This is a genomic window from Pontibacter anaerobius, assembly GCF_026241195.1.
Taxonomy (GTDB): Bacteria; Bacteroidota; Bacteroidia; order Cytophagales; family Hymenobacteraceae; genus Pontibacter; species Pontibacter anaerobius.
Map to the genome: position 1 here is coordinate 328543 of NZ_JAPFQO010000001.1, position 13731 is coordinate 342273.

A 13731-nucleotide genomic window follows, 5' to 3' on the forward strand; every position below is an offset into this window, starting at 1 on the left:
AATAATCAAGCTGTTCTCGAATTTACATTGTCTTGTTCTGTGCGGGAGCTGCCGTTATCCAGCGGTGTGCCGGGTACGTTGCCTTCTTCCTGCTCAGGGTGCTGTGTCTGGCCCAACTCTACCGGGTGCTTCTGCTCCACCTCGCTTTTAGTTTCGCTGCGGTCGGTGCCGGTTGTGTGTGCCTGGTAAGTTGTCAGGGCGTCAAACGGACGTGGGCCAACCAAGCGCTCCAGGTCATTCTGGAACAGGATCTCTTTCTCCAGAAGCTCCTGCGCCACGATTTCCAGCTCATGGCCTTTGGATCTAAGCAGTTCTTTTGTGCGCTGGTAGGCAGCGTCAATTATTTTACGCACCTCTTCATCTATGGTCTCGGCTGTAGCCTCAGAGTATGGCTTGTTAAAGGCCATGTCCGTCTGCTTTGAGTCGTAGAACGATACGTTACCTATCTTATCGTTCATACCATACATCGTCACAATGCTGTAGGCCATTTTGGTGATACGCTCCAGGTCGCTCAGGGCACCGGTAGAGATCTTACCAAACACCAGTTCCTCGGCGGCACGGCCACCAAGGGCCATACACATCTCGTCGATCAGCTGCTCGGTAGTATACAGGAACTGCTCTTTCGGGAGGTACTGCGCATAGCCTAATGCAGCTACACCACGCGGTACTATACTTACCTTCACCAAAGGATCGGCGTGCTCCAGGAACCAGCCTGCTATGGCGTGACCGGCCTCGTGGTAAGCCACAATCTTTTTCTCCTCGGGAGAGATAATCTTGTTCTTCTTCTCAAGTCCACCAATTACACGGTCCACCGCGTCGTTGAAGTCCTGCTGGTCTACCGCTTTCTTATTACGGCGGGCCGCAATCAGGGCAGCCTCGTTACACACGTTGGCTATCTCGGCACCGGCAAAGCCAGGTGTCTGGGCAGCCAGCTTCTTCGCATCCACATCGGGCGCCAGGGTAAGCGGGCCAAGGTGCACTTTAAAGATTTCGGTACGTCCGTTAATGTCTGGCTTGTCTATGCTGATCTGGCGGTCAAAACGGCCAGGGCGAAGCAGGGCAGAGTCCAGGGTATCGGGGCGGTTAGTGGCTGCAAGTATGATTACACCTGAGTCCGTTGCAAAACCGTCCATCTCCACCAACAGGGAGTTCAGGGTGTTCTCGCGCTCATCGTTTCCGCCTGGCGTGGAGCCACGGCTACGGTGGCGGCCAATCGCATCAATCTCATCAATAAAGATGATACACGGGGCTTTGGCTTTAGCCTGCTTAAACAGGTCGCGCACTCGGGCGGCACCCACACCCACAAACATCTCCACAAAGTCGGAGCCTGAAAGGGAGAAGAAAGGTACGTCGGCCTCGCCGGCTACAGCTTTGGCTAGCAATGTTTTACCGGTGCCCGGAGGGCCTACGAGCAATGCGCCTTTTGGAATCTTGCCACCGAGTACAGTGAATTTAGATGGGTTTTTCAGGAACTCAACAATCTCCTGCACCTCTTCTTTTGCCTCCTCCAGGCCGGCCACATCCTTAAACGTGATCTTAACCTTGTTCTCTGCATCGAAAAGGGCAGCTTTGGATTTACCGATGTTAAAGATCTGGCCACCCGTACCGCCGGACGTTACGCGGCGCATCAGGAACCAGAAGCCAAACAGCAGCAGGATCAGGAAGCCCCACTGGAAGAAGAAGTCGGCAAAGCCGGTTCTGGTCTCCGGGCTTAGCGGTACCTGCTGCTCACGCGGCACTTCAGCCTGCAGTTTATCCAGGTCTTCCTTAAACGACTCCGCCGAAATTACCTGGAAATGGTAATGCGGGCCCTCGCTCACGGTGATGAGGCCACGGTCGTTCAGCTCAGTTTTATACTTTTCGTTTTGGAGGGCCTCCTTCTCGAGGTATACCTCCACGGTTTTGCCGTTAACCAGGGTGAGCCTGTCAACGTCTCCGCTCAGCAGCATCTCCTCAAACTCCTGTTGGGTAGTTTCTACAGAGGAGTTGCTCTTGTTCAGGTAGGTCAATCCGAAAATAAGCAGGATCAGTATGGCCAGCATCCACAGCTGCATGGTAGGGCGCGGTGGCGTGTTCGGGATGATCGGCTTTTTCTTCTTGTTGTTGCCTTTATTATTTTTTTCTGCCATTGATAGTTTAAATGTCGATTGTATGGAAAACAAGGGGCTGGCACCAAAAGTTTAGTGCTGGCCCCCTGGTGTTAGACAGATTCCACGTGCTGTATCTTGGCGTCGCCCCATAGCTCCTCCAAGGCATAGAATTCACGCTTGTCTTTCAGGAAAACATGTGCAACTACGTCCACATAGTCCAGCAGCACCCACTCTTTGTTGATGCGGCCTTCTGTTTGCCACGGGTTCTGGCCAATTGCTTTGTGCACTTCCTCCTCTATAGAAGAGGCGATGGCGTCTAGTTGTGTGTCGGAGCTTGCGGATGCTATTACGAAGTAATCTGATACAGCGTTTTTAAGTGATTTAAGGTTCATCACAACTATATCGGAAGCTTTTCTCTCCTGCATGCCCTTCACTACTAGCTCTGCCAATATGTCGGAAGTAGCCTCAACCTTGGTTTCTTTCATTTGCGCTCTTTAAATTTGATGTACAAAAGTATTAAATTCTCGCGTAATTATATGTCGCCTAATACGCTGTTTATGGGCCAACAGCTGCTTTTTATCGCAGCGTGTGCCTCTACTAACTCAGAGGCCCAACAGCTTCTTATCAAAAATGAAGCCACAGAGGGCTGCACCGTCATCACGCACCGGCAAACGCAGGGGCGTGGGCAACGGGGTAACTCCTGGGAGGCGGAGCCCGGGCAGAATATCACCCTTTCGGTTATTTTGTCGCCCTCGTTTCTGGCCGTGCGCCAGCAGTTTTACCTTAACATGGCCGTGTCGCTGGCTGTGCTCGACCTGCTGCGCGAACAAGGCTTAGAGCAGGCCCAGGTAAAATGGCCCAACGATTTATTCTTTGAAGATAAGAAACTTGGCGGGATTCTGATAGAAAACACGATTAATAGTCACTCTTTACAACATAGTATTGTCGGGATTGGTTTAAATGTGAACCAGTTACGCTTTGCAACTCCAACGGCTACCTCCATGGCTAACGTATGCGGCCACACTTTTGATCTTCAGAAAGTGACGCTTCGCCTGTTGGAATTACTCGAGAAGCGCTACCTGCAGTTGCGCAACGGCCACACCGCCCGCCTGAAGTATGAGTACCTGCAGGGGCTGTACCGTTACCAGGAAGTGCATCCGTTTAAAGTTGGGCAGCAGCAAGTGCAGGGGCAGATTTTAGGCGTTGATGAGGCTGGCCGGCTAGCGGTGGAGATAGCGAATGAGCTGCGTTATTTTGATTTTAAAGAGATTGCGCATGTGATTTAAGCTGGTTCAGGCCGCATTATCTGTACTTTGTTTTACCGCTGCTGCTGTTCATGCTCAGTTTTAGATTCCTGAGGTTTTATGCCCCGGCAGTTGAGCGCAGCAAGTATAAATTATAACCCCTAAGTACAAGGCAAGCTAAAGGTCTGCTTCAGCTTTGCTAACCTTGCATTTTCTGATAAAGCAATATCTGCTGGTTGGGGTGTCACCATAAAAATTGAGGTTTACAAGTATAAAATCGCCAGCAAGCCACAAAAGAAAAACCGGAAGAAAGGTGCTCTCCCGGTTTTTCAATGGTTTTTTATACTTGGGTTACTGGACTATCAGCTTTTGAACCTGACGCTCGGTAGCATCCTGCATGTGCACATAGTATAAACCCTTCGGAATGTTGAGGTCAGCTATGCTAAGTTGTATCTCCTGGGCGCCTGGGGCAATGTCCTGTGTGTAAACGGTGCGCCCGTTTCTGTCCATTATCTTCAGTTGGGCACTGCTCTGGCTTTGCAGGGCTACGTGCACATAGTTGGTTGTGGCTGGGTTAGGGTATACTTCCATACTTGCGTTGGCCGCGGCTGCCCTGTTCTCAACGGCTACTACCTTGCTGTATTCAAACTGGCCGTCAAAGTCCACTTGCTTCAGGCGGTAATAGTGCAAGCCTGCGCCGGCTGTTTTGTCCGTGTAGCTATAGTTTAACGTTGTTGCGGAGTTGCCTGCGCCCGCCACTTCTGCAATTTTGGCAAAGCTCTTGCCGTCCTGGCTGCGCTCTACCTCAAAACGCTCATTATTATCCTCCGATGCTGTGCTCCACTCCAACGCGATGCCGCTCTGGGTAGCCTTGCCTTCAAAAGACATCAGTTCTACCGGTAGTGGGGTGATGGGCTCATCCTCGCAACTGATCGTGTTCAAACCAGCGGTCTCAAAAGATTCTCCGGCGGTAACGGTCATCAGGAAGTATGGCGCCAGTTCATACATATCGGTAGGCACCACAATGGAGAAGATGTCGGAGGCGCCGCTGGCATAGCCGTTGGTGTTCTGTGCCTCAAACGTGATCAGGTCCTCGTCCTGGTTCACAACTACTTTGTAATGGTAGCGCTGTGTCGAGTAAACATCGCCGTTTGTGAGGCCGGCCACACCAATTTCATCTGTTGTCGCCTCTGTTTGTACCGTCACGCTGCTCACATCGGCTTCGGCAAGGTTTTGTATCATCAGGTTCACGGTCGTGGTTCCGTCACCGTTGTCAGTAGCGCCCGCAAAGGCAAAGTTGGCTGCGTCGCGCTCCACAACACAGGCGCCCGGGCCGGTTAACGGGCTGCAGGCGTTCAGGTCAAACACCACTTGCTCACTTTGTGTGATAACCTCTCTGTTTCCCTGAGCCATTTCGCGCAGCGTGGCGCGTACACGCATGGTAGAGAGTGCCTCAAAGTCCGCCATTGTCAGGTTAAAGGTGAAGGTATCGATGGCGCCGCCTGAGAGGGAGTAGTTTTGCTTGGCGTTAAACTGGATGGCGTTAAAGGCGGTTTCTACCTCGTTTGGGCCCTGCTCGCTGGCTTCGCCGTTTCGTACGATGTAGTCTGTGGCATTTTCGTGGTAGATGCTGGCCGGCCCGGCTGCCTCAGACCCTTCCGGTAGCTCAAAGGCAATGTAGGCCAGTTCGTCGCAGTTTACCTGCAGCCCGAACTGTACCTGCATCAGGTCTTCCTCCAGTTGCATGGCCCCGAAGTATTCAAAGGTATAGCATTCTGTTTCAGATTCTTGTACGCAGCCACCGGTTGGTTCTGGCCGCTGGGCCTGTGCCCAGGTTGTAGATGCGAAAATAATGAGGACAATAAAGAGTATATGTCGTTTCATGTTAGTCGTAGTTTATAGTAATGTAAAATGCAATTGTGTATTGTATTTTGTTTAACGGAGGTGTATAAATGTAGTTGCACTATTTTATTGTATGAATTTTAGAATGTAATATTAATTTTAAATGTAAAAGGAGGTTATTGTGGTGTAAGTGATTTGATATTGCATGTTATATTAAGTGGTGTTTGCAGGTGAAAAAGTGTTTGCAATTGTATTATATATAAAGTGGTATATATTAATTGTTTATTATTTAAAGAGAGTGTTGTTAGAAAAGTCATAATTTTAATTTGTCTTGGTTTGGCCGGCATAGCGCAACAGGGCCGGAAAGTGTGCAACCAGTGCCGTGTAGAGTCAAAAGAGGAATGCTTTTTGAGGAAGATGCTGAAGAAGAAGGCGGGTCGGGGGATATTGGCCTGATTGCCAAATATTTTAAAAATTTAATTTACAGATATGGCTTTTTAGACTATCTTTGGTTTGAAAAGTCGAAAGTGTAGTGCAACATACTATAACATCAAGACTCCTGAAGTGTATGAGAATTTTTACAAGACTGATATTAGTAACCACGCTTATAAGTGCGCACCTGGTAAGTTTTGCCGGGGTAGGGCCAACCTATAAAGGCGGAAACACGCTCTGGAAACTGATGCCGGACAAGGTGGCGCAGTTGCCTTTGTCGGCTAACAACGCCCGCCCGGACTTTGTGACCAAGGAGGACCACACCTGCTCCAAGATATATGCATCGGCGGTTAGCCAGGTGTTCCATGTGGTGGAGAAGAAGCAGACAAAAAGCATGTATGCCAACATTACGCTGGCTGCCTTTGCCCCAGGCAACGACCTTAAGTCTTCGCTGCCTTCTATCAACGCGTACCCTAACCCGTCGCGCGGATATACCAGCCTGGCGTTAAACCTGCCTGGCAACAACAACTATAAGATCAGAATCTCTAACACTATAGGCAAGGTGCTGACAGTGCAGGAGGTGGCTCCGGCCGAGAGAGCCGAGATAAAACTGGATATGACAAGCCTGCCTTCCGGCGTGTACTTCTACAGTCTGCTGGTAAACGGCAAAACTGTCGAGACAAAGAGACTTGTGCTTCAGAAGTAAAGATCTGAATTGATTGAAGTATAGAAAGCCGGCCAATAAGCCGGCTTTTTCATTGTGAAATTTAAAAATAGCCAGCCACTTTACATTAATTTATTATTTTCGGGGCTGAATCAATTAAAGCTATGACGGATTATCGGAAGATAAATAACCTTGTGGGCTGGGTCGTGTTCCTGATCGCGACAGCCGTTTATGTGCTAACCCTTGAGCCAACTGCCAGTTATTGGGATGCCGGTGAGTTTATCGCCTGCTCTTATAAGCTGCTGGTGCCACACCCGCCGGGGGCTCCTTTTTACCTTTTGATGGGCAGGCTGTTCTCGATGTTTGCCTCCGATGTAACCCAGGTGGCCTGGTGGGTGAACCTGCTTTCGGCTTTGGCTAGCTCATTTACCGTGCTTTTCCTTTTCTGGACCATCACCATACTTGCACGCAAGCTGTTGATAAAGGAGGGTGCTGAGCCAACCAAAGGCAATGTATGGCTGATTATGGGTAGCGGTGCAGTTGGCGCGCTGGCTTATACTTTCTCCGACTCAGCCTGGTTCTCGGCGGTAGAGGCAGAGGTTTATGCCATGTCATCGTTCTTTACGGCTATTGTTTTCTGGGCCATGCTGCGCTGGGAGGCAAAGGTTGGGCAGGCGCACTCCGATAAGTGGCTTATACTTATCGCTTACCTGGTGGGTCTTTCCATTGGCGCTCACCTGCTGAACCTGGTAACCATTCCGGCGCTGGCTTTTCTTTACTATTTCCGTCTTTATAAACCGAATTTCTGGGGCGGCGTGATCGCCTTTGCCATCAGTGCCGTAATTGTGGTGGCCATACTTTGGGGAGTTATCCCGGGCTTGCCGTCCGTGGCGGGCAGCTTTGAGGTGTTCTTCGTGAACTCGCTTGGCCTGCCGTTCAGCTCGGGCATCATCGTATTTCTGGTGCTGTTTGTGGGGGCGTTGGTATTCGGTATCCGTTACTCCATCCAGCATAGCAACCGTGTGCTGAACACGGCCCTGCTCAGCCTGGTTTTTGTGTTGATCGGCTATTCCTCTTACATGATGATCCCGATCCGCTCTTCTTACGAGCCAACGATCGACGAGAACGACCCGGACGATATCCTGACATTCGTATCATACCTGAAGCGTGAACAGTACGGCGACCGTCCGTTGCTGTTCGGCCCACAGTACAACGCCCAGCCCGTTGGGCAGGAGGAAGGTGCTCCACGCTATGTAAAAGGCGAGGACAAGTACATTGTTGCCGGGAACAAGGTTGAGCCGGTATACGATTCTAAAGACAAAGTGCTGCTGCCACGCATTTACAGCGATCAGCCGGCGCATGTTGATGCTTATAAAAAGTGGGTAGACCTGCGCGAGGGCCAGACACCGACTTTCGGCCAGAACATGAGCTTCCTGCTCAATTATCAGCTGGGCTTTATGTACTGGCGCTACTTCCTGTGGAACTTCGTGGGCCGCGAGAGCGATGTGCAGAATGCCGGGGTGCTGTGGTTCGGGGGGAATGAACCGAATGCGCCGGAGCGCGTGCTAGAGAGCGAGGCCCGCAACACGTTTTACCTGCTGCCCCTGCTGATAGGTATACTTGGTTTAATTTACCAGGTGCGCAAAGATGAGCAGAATGCCTTTGTTATCGGCCTGCTCTTCTTCTTTACAGGTATGGCCATTGCCTTGTACCTGAACCAGCCGCCGGTGGAGCCCCGTGAGCGTGATTATACTTTTGCCGGTTCGTTCTATGCCTTCAGTATCTGGATTGGCCTGGGCGTGATGGGACTGGCAGACCTGCTGGGCAAGGCGCTCAAGAACTCAACCGCACGCGCCGCTGTGGCAACCGTTATCGGTTTGCTGGTTCCGGGCATCATGGCTGCGGAAGGCTGGGACGACCACGACCGCTCCGACCGCTACCACTCTGTAGACTCGGCCAAGAACCTGCTCGATTCCTGCGCCCCTAATGCCATACTTTTCACGAACGGCGACAACGATACCTTCCCGCTGTGGTATGCGCAGGAGGTGGAAGGCTACCGTACCGATGTGCGCGTGGCAGTACTCAGTTACCTGAACACCGACTGGTACATTGACCAGATGATGGACCAGTCTTACGAGTCTGACCCGTGGCCACTGTCGCTGGGAATGGAGAACTACCGCCAGGGTACCAATGATTTCCTGCCATACATGGAGCGCCCTCAGGTAGCTGCCGGTATCGACCTGAAGCAGTATATCGGGTTGATAAAGCAGAACCACCCGGCCCTGCAGGCGCAGTACGGGGCCGGCACCACGTTACTGACCATGCCAACGCACAACTTCTTCCTGAACATCGATAAAGAGAAGATCAAGCAAATGGACTTTGTGGCAGAGGACCGTGAAGATGAGATTGTGGACCGTATGCAGTGGACCATCACCAAATCATTGCTGGAGAAAAAGCACCTGGTAATGCTCGACCTGCTGGCCACGAACAATTGGGAGCGCCCCGTATACTTCTCCACTACCGTAAACAGCGCCGACTTTATAGGCCTGTCAGACTTCTTCCAGTTGGAGGGGCTTGCTTACCGTGTGGTGCCTGTTAAAGCCGCTGAAGACGAAGCCGGAAACGTGAATAAAGAGGTCATGTATGAGAACATGATGAAGAAGTTCTCCTTCCGAAACTTCGATAACCCGGACATCTTCTACGACGATAACTACTACCGCTTCTCGGCTAATGCCCGGGATAAGTTTGCCACACTGGCAGCTGCTTACCTGGAGGCCGGCGACGAGGCCAGAGCCAAAGAGATAGTGGAACACAGCTTTAAGGTGCTGCCGTTGGAGACGGTACCATACGATTACTACACGCCGCAGTTCATCTCTATTTATGCCGCTCTCGGCGAAATGGACAAGGCTACTGAACTACTGGACCTGATGGCCCAGGGGTCGCAGAAGGCACTGGACTATTATTTTGCCAAAGGCTCCCTGTTCGACCAGGAGATACAGGTGAACATGGTGATCCTGCAGCAGTTGATTGGGTCGGCCCAGCAGTTGGGCCTCGACGACAGGGCAACGCAGTTGGAACAACAATTCAGACAGTACCTGCAGCGCATGCGCCGCTAAACAAAATACTGTTTTTACCAGTACAAAAACCCGGGTTGCCCAAAGGCAGTCCGGGTTTTATTTTATCACTCAATCATACTTATACTTGCTTTAAGATGAGGTACTTGTATTTGTTGCTGCTCTGCGTGGTGTACGGCTGTGGCGGCCAGGCTGACTACCGTAGCTATAGCACACCGGCCCCTGCGCAGGTAAAGCGGGAAATGCCTGAGGTAGTGATGCAGCATGCCTACTACGCCAGCAACGACAGTCTGCACCTGCTGCTTAAGTTTGAGGATGTCCGCCAGGTGCTGGACATACTGCAGGCAGCCTCATCGTATGAGTACGCTGTAAGGAATGGGCTGTCAGGCCGGGATGCTGCTGTACTTCAGGACTCCATAGACCTGCCCAACAGAAAGATAACCGACATCGAGGGCGAGCTGCATGTGCAACTGTCGTTACCCGGAAATGTGGTGCAGGAGCCCAACGTACTGCACCTGCGGGTATGGCAGGTGCTGTCGGGGCAAGAGCGGATGGGGGTGGAGTTTAAGGTGCCGCTGAGCAGCGGAATGATGCAGAAAAATTACCTGCTGGTGAAGGAGGGCACGGCCAAACCGATGCTCCAGGACTACATTACCACTTCCGACAGGTTGCTGATGCGCACCTATGCCAACACCGACAGCGCCATACCGGTAGACCGTTTTGAGTTGGACTTTATGCCCGCTGCTCCCCCCATGAGCATGAAGAAACCTGCGGTGGCGCGAACGCTTGCCGTAGCAGAAACAGACACCCTCTCAGCCTCCGACACCCTGAGCTTTGAGCAGGAGGGTTTATACTTATTTAATCCCGGCTCAGCCCTTGCGAGGGGCGTGGTGGTGCTGTCGGGTAAGTATCCCCTTATCACCCGGGCAGAAGAGCTTGTTCCGCCGCTCATATACCTTACTACATCAGAAGAGCGGGATGCCCTTTTTAAAGCCGCAGACCCGAAGGCCGCCGTGGATGAGTTCTGGCTGGAGGTGGGCGGAAATGAGAGCAGGGCACGGGAGCTTATCCGTACCTATTATAAGCGTGTGGAGATGGCAAACAAGCTGTTTACGGCGCACAAGGCCGGTTGGGCAACAGATAGAGGCATGATTTACATCATCTACGGGCGGCCAAGCAGCGTGAGCCAGATAGGGCCTAACATCACCTGGATTTACCGCGAGTCTGACACCTCGCCCTACATCAAGTTCGTTTTTACCAAAAAAGAGAATAACTTTACCGAAAATTATTATGAACTGGTACGGCGCCGTGAGTACGAAGAAAGCTGGTACAGTTCTGTTGCAAAATGGAGAGCAGGAAAGACAAATTTGTAGGCAACCGCTTCGGTGGGCCCCGAACACCGAAAGAAGATAAAAGCGAGATGATTTTCGGCTCGCGCCCGATACTGGAGGCGCTAACGGCCGGAAAGGAGCTGGAGAAGATATTCCTGCTGCGCGGTACCCGCAACCCTACCACCGACGAGATCGTGAAGCTGGCGAAAGGCCGTGAGGTGCCTGTGGTTACAGTACCTGTCGAGAAGCTCAACAAGCTGACGCGCAAGAACCACCAGGGCGCTGTGGCCATGATCTCCCCAATTTCTTACCAGCCGCTATCAGAAATTGTAACCGCACTTTTTGAGCAGGGCAAGAATCCGCTGCTGCTTATACTTGACCGCATTACCGATGTGCGCAACTTTGGCTCGATAGCCAGGAACGCTGAGTGTATGGGCGTGGATGCCATCGTGATCCCAAGCCGTGGCGGTGCGCAGATCAATGCCGATGCCATGAAGACATCAGCCGGTGCGCTTAACCTCGTGCCCGTGTGCCGTGAGCCTAACCTGAAAGACACGATAGATTACCTGAAGGACTACGGCTTTCAGATTGTGGCCTGTACCGAGAAAACCGAGCATCAGCTCAACGACTTTGCCGTGGACATGGTGGGTCCAACAGCTATACTAATGGGTAGCGAGGAAGACGGCATCTCGCCGGAGTACCTGAAGCGCGCCGACGTAAAGTTGCGCATCCCGCTGATGGGCCAGATCGGTTCGCTAAACGTGTCAGTGGCTACAGGTATCATACTTTACGAAGCCATGCGCCAGCGCCTGAAAGACAGTGGCTACGCCAGCCTAAACAAGCTGGAGCCATTATAACAAAGTATAATAAACCCATACTTCAATAAGTATGGGTTTATACTTTCTGTAAAACAAAAGGCTATAAACCGGATCACCTCCAGTTTATAGCCTTTCTTATACTTGCCAAAGTACAGATTAAATGTAATCTGAGCCTTTCTTAGACTTGGCGTCGGCCACAAACTCCTTCACCTTCTGCTCTTCTTCTTTTCTGCAGATCATCAGTACGTTATCGTACTCCGCCACAATAAAGTCGTCGAGGCCTTGCAGCACCACCAGGCGGTTCTTAGGTGTTTTAATGATGCAGTCCTTCGTGTCGTACAGCATCACGTCGCCGTCTACCACGTTACCGTTCTCGTCCTTGTCGTTGATGGTGTAGAGGGAGTTCCAGGTGCCCAGGTCAGACCAGCCGATGTCGGCCAGCAGCACGTACACGTTGTCTACCTTCTCCATAATGCCATAGTCAATGGATACATTGCGGCACTGGGAGTAAGCTCTCGTGATAAAGTTTTGTTCCTGGGGCGTGTTAAAGGTACTGTTGCCTTCCTCAAAAACCTCCGTAATCTCAGGCAGGTGCTGGTGAAAAGCCTTCAGGATGCTCTGCACGTTCCAGATAAAGATGCCGGAGTTCCACACAAAATCGCCGCTGTCCAGGAACATCTGCGCCAGTTCCAGGTTAGGTTTTTCGGTAAAGGTCTTTACCTTTTTTATCTTGGAGTTCTTCTCATCGATGTACTGAATATAGCCGTATCCGGTGTCGGGGCGGCTTGGGGTAATTCCCAGCGTAATAAGCACATCGTCTTTACTGGCAGCATCCAGGGCGTCTTTCACCACCTCCGTAAACACATCCTGCTTCAGCACCACGTGGTCGGCTGGCGTTACCACCAGGTTGGCCTTTGGGTTCAGCTGCGCGATTTTGTAAGAGGCGTATGCAATGCACGGGGCGGTGTTTCTGCCAACCGGCTCCAGCAGTATCTGGTTATCAGATAGCTCGGGGAGCTGCTCCTTTACCAGTGCCTCGTAATCCTTGTTGGTAACTATAAAAAGATTCTCGGGTGGGCAGATGTCTGCAAAGCGCTTTGCGGTGGTTTGTAGCATACTCTCGCCAATGCCAAGCACATCATGAAACTGCTTGGGGTAATTGGTGCGGCTGAAAGGCCAGAAACGGCTTCCGATGCCGCCGGCCATGATCACCACGTAGGTGTTGTTATCCATGTTATACAAGTCCTTCTTTAAGTAAATCGTGGAGGTGAATAAAGCCCTCGAATTTACCTGATTTTGTTACAATGAGTTGCGTTATACTTTTTTCCTGCATAATCGCCATGGCCTCAGCGGCATAGCTGTCCGGCTCAATGGTGAGCGGGGCAGGGGTCATAATGTCGATGGCGGTGATGCCCTCCACCTTTTCATACTTGTTGAGCATGCGGCGCAGGTCCCCGTCGGTAATGATGCCAACCAACTCCTCCGTGCCTTCTTTCACTACAGCCGTGGCTCCCAGCCGCTTAGATGATATCTCGATAATAATCTCTCTGAGTGTTGCGTTCTCCTTTACGCTGGGCGACTCGTTTTGGGTGTAAATATCCTCTACCTTCAGGTAAAGGCGCTTGCCCAGTGAGCCGCCAGGGTGCAGAGTAGCAAAGTCGGAGCTGCTGAAACCGCGCGCCTCCAGCAGGCTTACGGCCAGGGCATCGCCGAGCGCGAGTGCTGCCGTGGTGCTGGTGGTAGGGGCCAGGTTGTGCGGGCAGGCCTCACGCTCTACGTAAGCGTTAAGTATAAAATCCGCGCTTTGGGCAAGGTAAGAGTCGGTGCTGGCAACCAGGGCTGCCAACTTGGAACCTTTGCGCTTTAGTAAGGGTACAAGTACCTTAATCTCAGGGGTGTTACCGCTTTTGGAGATGCAGATCACAAAGTCCTCCGGCTGTATCATGCCCAGGTCACCGTGTATAGCGTCTGCCGCGTGCATAAACAGGGCAGGAGTACCAGTGGAATTAAGGGTAGCCACGATCTTTTGGGCGATGTTGGCGCTCTTGCCAATGCCGGTAACAACTACCCGGCCCTTGATCTGCAAAATAGCTTTCACGCACTCCTCGAAACGTTCGTCGATAAAATCTGCCAGTCTGGCGATGGCCTCGGCTTCTGCTTCTAATACTTTTTTTGCGGTAAGAGCTATATTATTAGGGAGATTCAAGTTAAATTTGTGTTAGTGCACTCTTTTGGA

At 51.6% G+C, this 13731-nt stretch carries 10 protein-coding genes; 5 read left to right on the plus strand and 5 right to left on the minus strand.

Translation table 11 applies throughout. The features are described 5' to 3' along the window. Positions 1-5: 5 nt before the first annotated feature. Complete coding sequence (gene ftsH / locus OO017_RS01585) at positions 6-2129, minus strand: ATP-dependent zinc metalloprotease FtsH (protein ID WP_266050679.1); 2124 nt, start codon at positions 2127-2129, stop codon at positions 6-8. Between the two features lie 71 nt (positions 2130-2200). Beyond that, a complete protein-coding gene (gene rsfS / locus OO017_RS01590) occupies positions 2201-2575 on the minus strand; it encodes a ribosome silencing factor (RefSeq protein WP_266050680.1) in 375 nt (124 codons plus the stop codon). A gap of 51 nt (positions 2576-2626) precedes the next feature. On the opposite strand from rsfS, the gene OO017_RS01595 reads away from it, so the two are divergent. After that, complete coding sequence (locus OO017_RS01595) at positions 2627-3376, plus strand: biotin--[acetyl-CoA-carboxylase] ligase (protein ID WP_266050681.1); 750 nt, start codon at positions 2627-2629, stop codon at positions 3374-3376. A 309-nt stretch (positions 3377-3685) separates the two neighbouring features. Here OO017_RS01595 and OO017_RS01600 read toward each other — a convergent pair whose 3' ends face one another. After that, positions 3686-5218 (minus strand): T9SS type A sorting domain-containing protein, encoded by a 1533-nt coding sequence (locus OO017_RS01600; RefSeq protein WP_266050682.1) that lies wholly within the window; start codon positions 5216-5218, stop codon positions 3686-3688. A 526-nt stretch (positions 5219-5744) separates the two neighbouring features. Here OO017_RS01600 and OO017_RS01605 point away from each other — a divergent pair. The 4 genes from OO017_RS01605 (at position 5745) to rlmB (ending at position 11534) form a co-directional block, all read left to right on the plus strand. After that, a complete protein-coding gene (locus OO017_RS01605) occupies positions 5745-6314 on the plus strand; it encodes a T9SS type A sorting domain-containing protein (RefSeq protein ID WP_266050683.1) in 570 nt (189 codons plus the stop codon). A 122-nt stretch (positions 6315-6436) separates the two neighbouring features. Next, positions 6437-9388, plus strand: coding sequence for a glycosyltransferase family 117 protein (locus OO017_RS01610; protein ID WP_266050684.1), 2952 nt, complete (start codon positions 6437-6439; stop codon positions 9386-9388). 95 nt (positions 9389-9483) lie between these two features. Beyond that, entirely contained in the window at positions 9484-10719 is a 1236-nt protein-coding gene (locus tag OO017_RS01615; protein ID WP_266050685.1) for a GWxTD domain-containing protein, read from the plus strand. Beyond that, the gene (gene rlmB, locus OO017_RS01620; RefSeq protein WP_266050686.1) at positions 10692-11534 is read left to right on the plus strand and encodes a 23S rRNA (guanosine(2251)-2'-O)-methyltransferase RlmB; all 843 of its coding nucleotides are present in this window, start codon (positions 10692-10694) and stop codon (positions 11532-11534) included. The genes OO017_RS01615 and rlmB overlap by 28 nt, the downstream gene beginning before the upstream one ends. 117 nt (positions 11535-11651) lie before the next feature. Here the strand turns inward: rlmB and OO017_RS01625 are convergent, their stop codons facing one another. Then, complete coding sequence (locus OO017_RS01625) at positions 11652-12728, minus strand: mannose-1-phosphate guanylyltransferase (protein WP_266050687.1); 1077 nt, start codon at positions 12726-12728, stop codon at positions 11652-11654. Position 12729: 1 nt separating this feature from the next. After that, positions 12730-13701 (minus strand): KpsF/GutQ family sugar-phosphate isomerase, encoded by a 972-nt coding sequence (locus tag OO017_RS01630; protein ID WP_266050688.1) that lies wholly within the window; start codon positions 13699-13701, stop codon positions 12730-12732. Positions 13702-13731 lie beyond the last annotated feature (30 nt).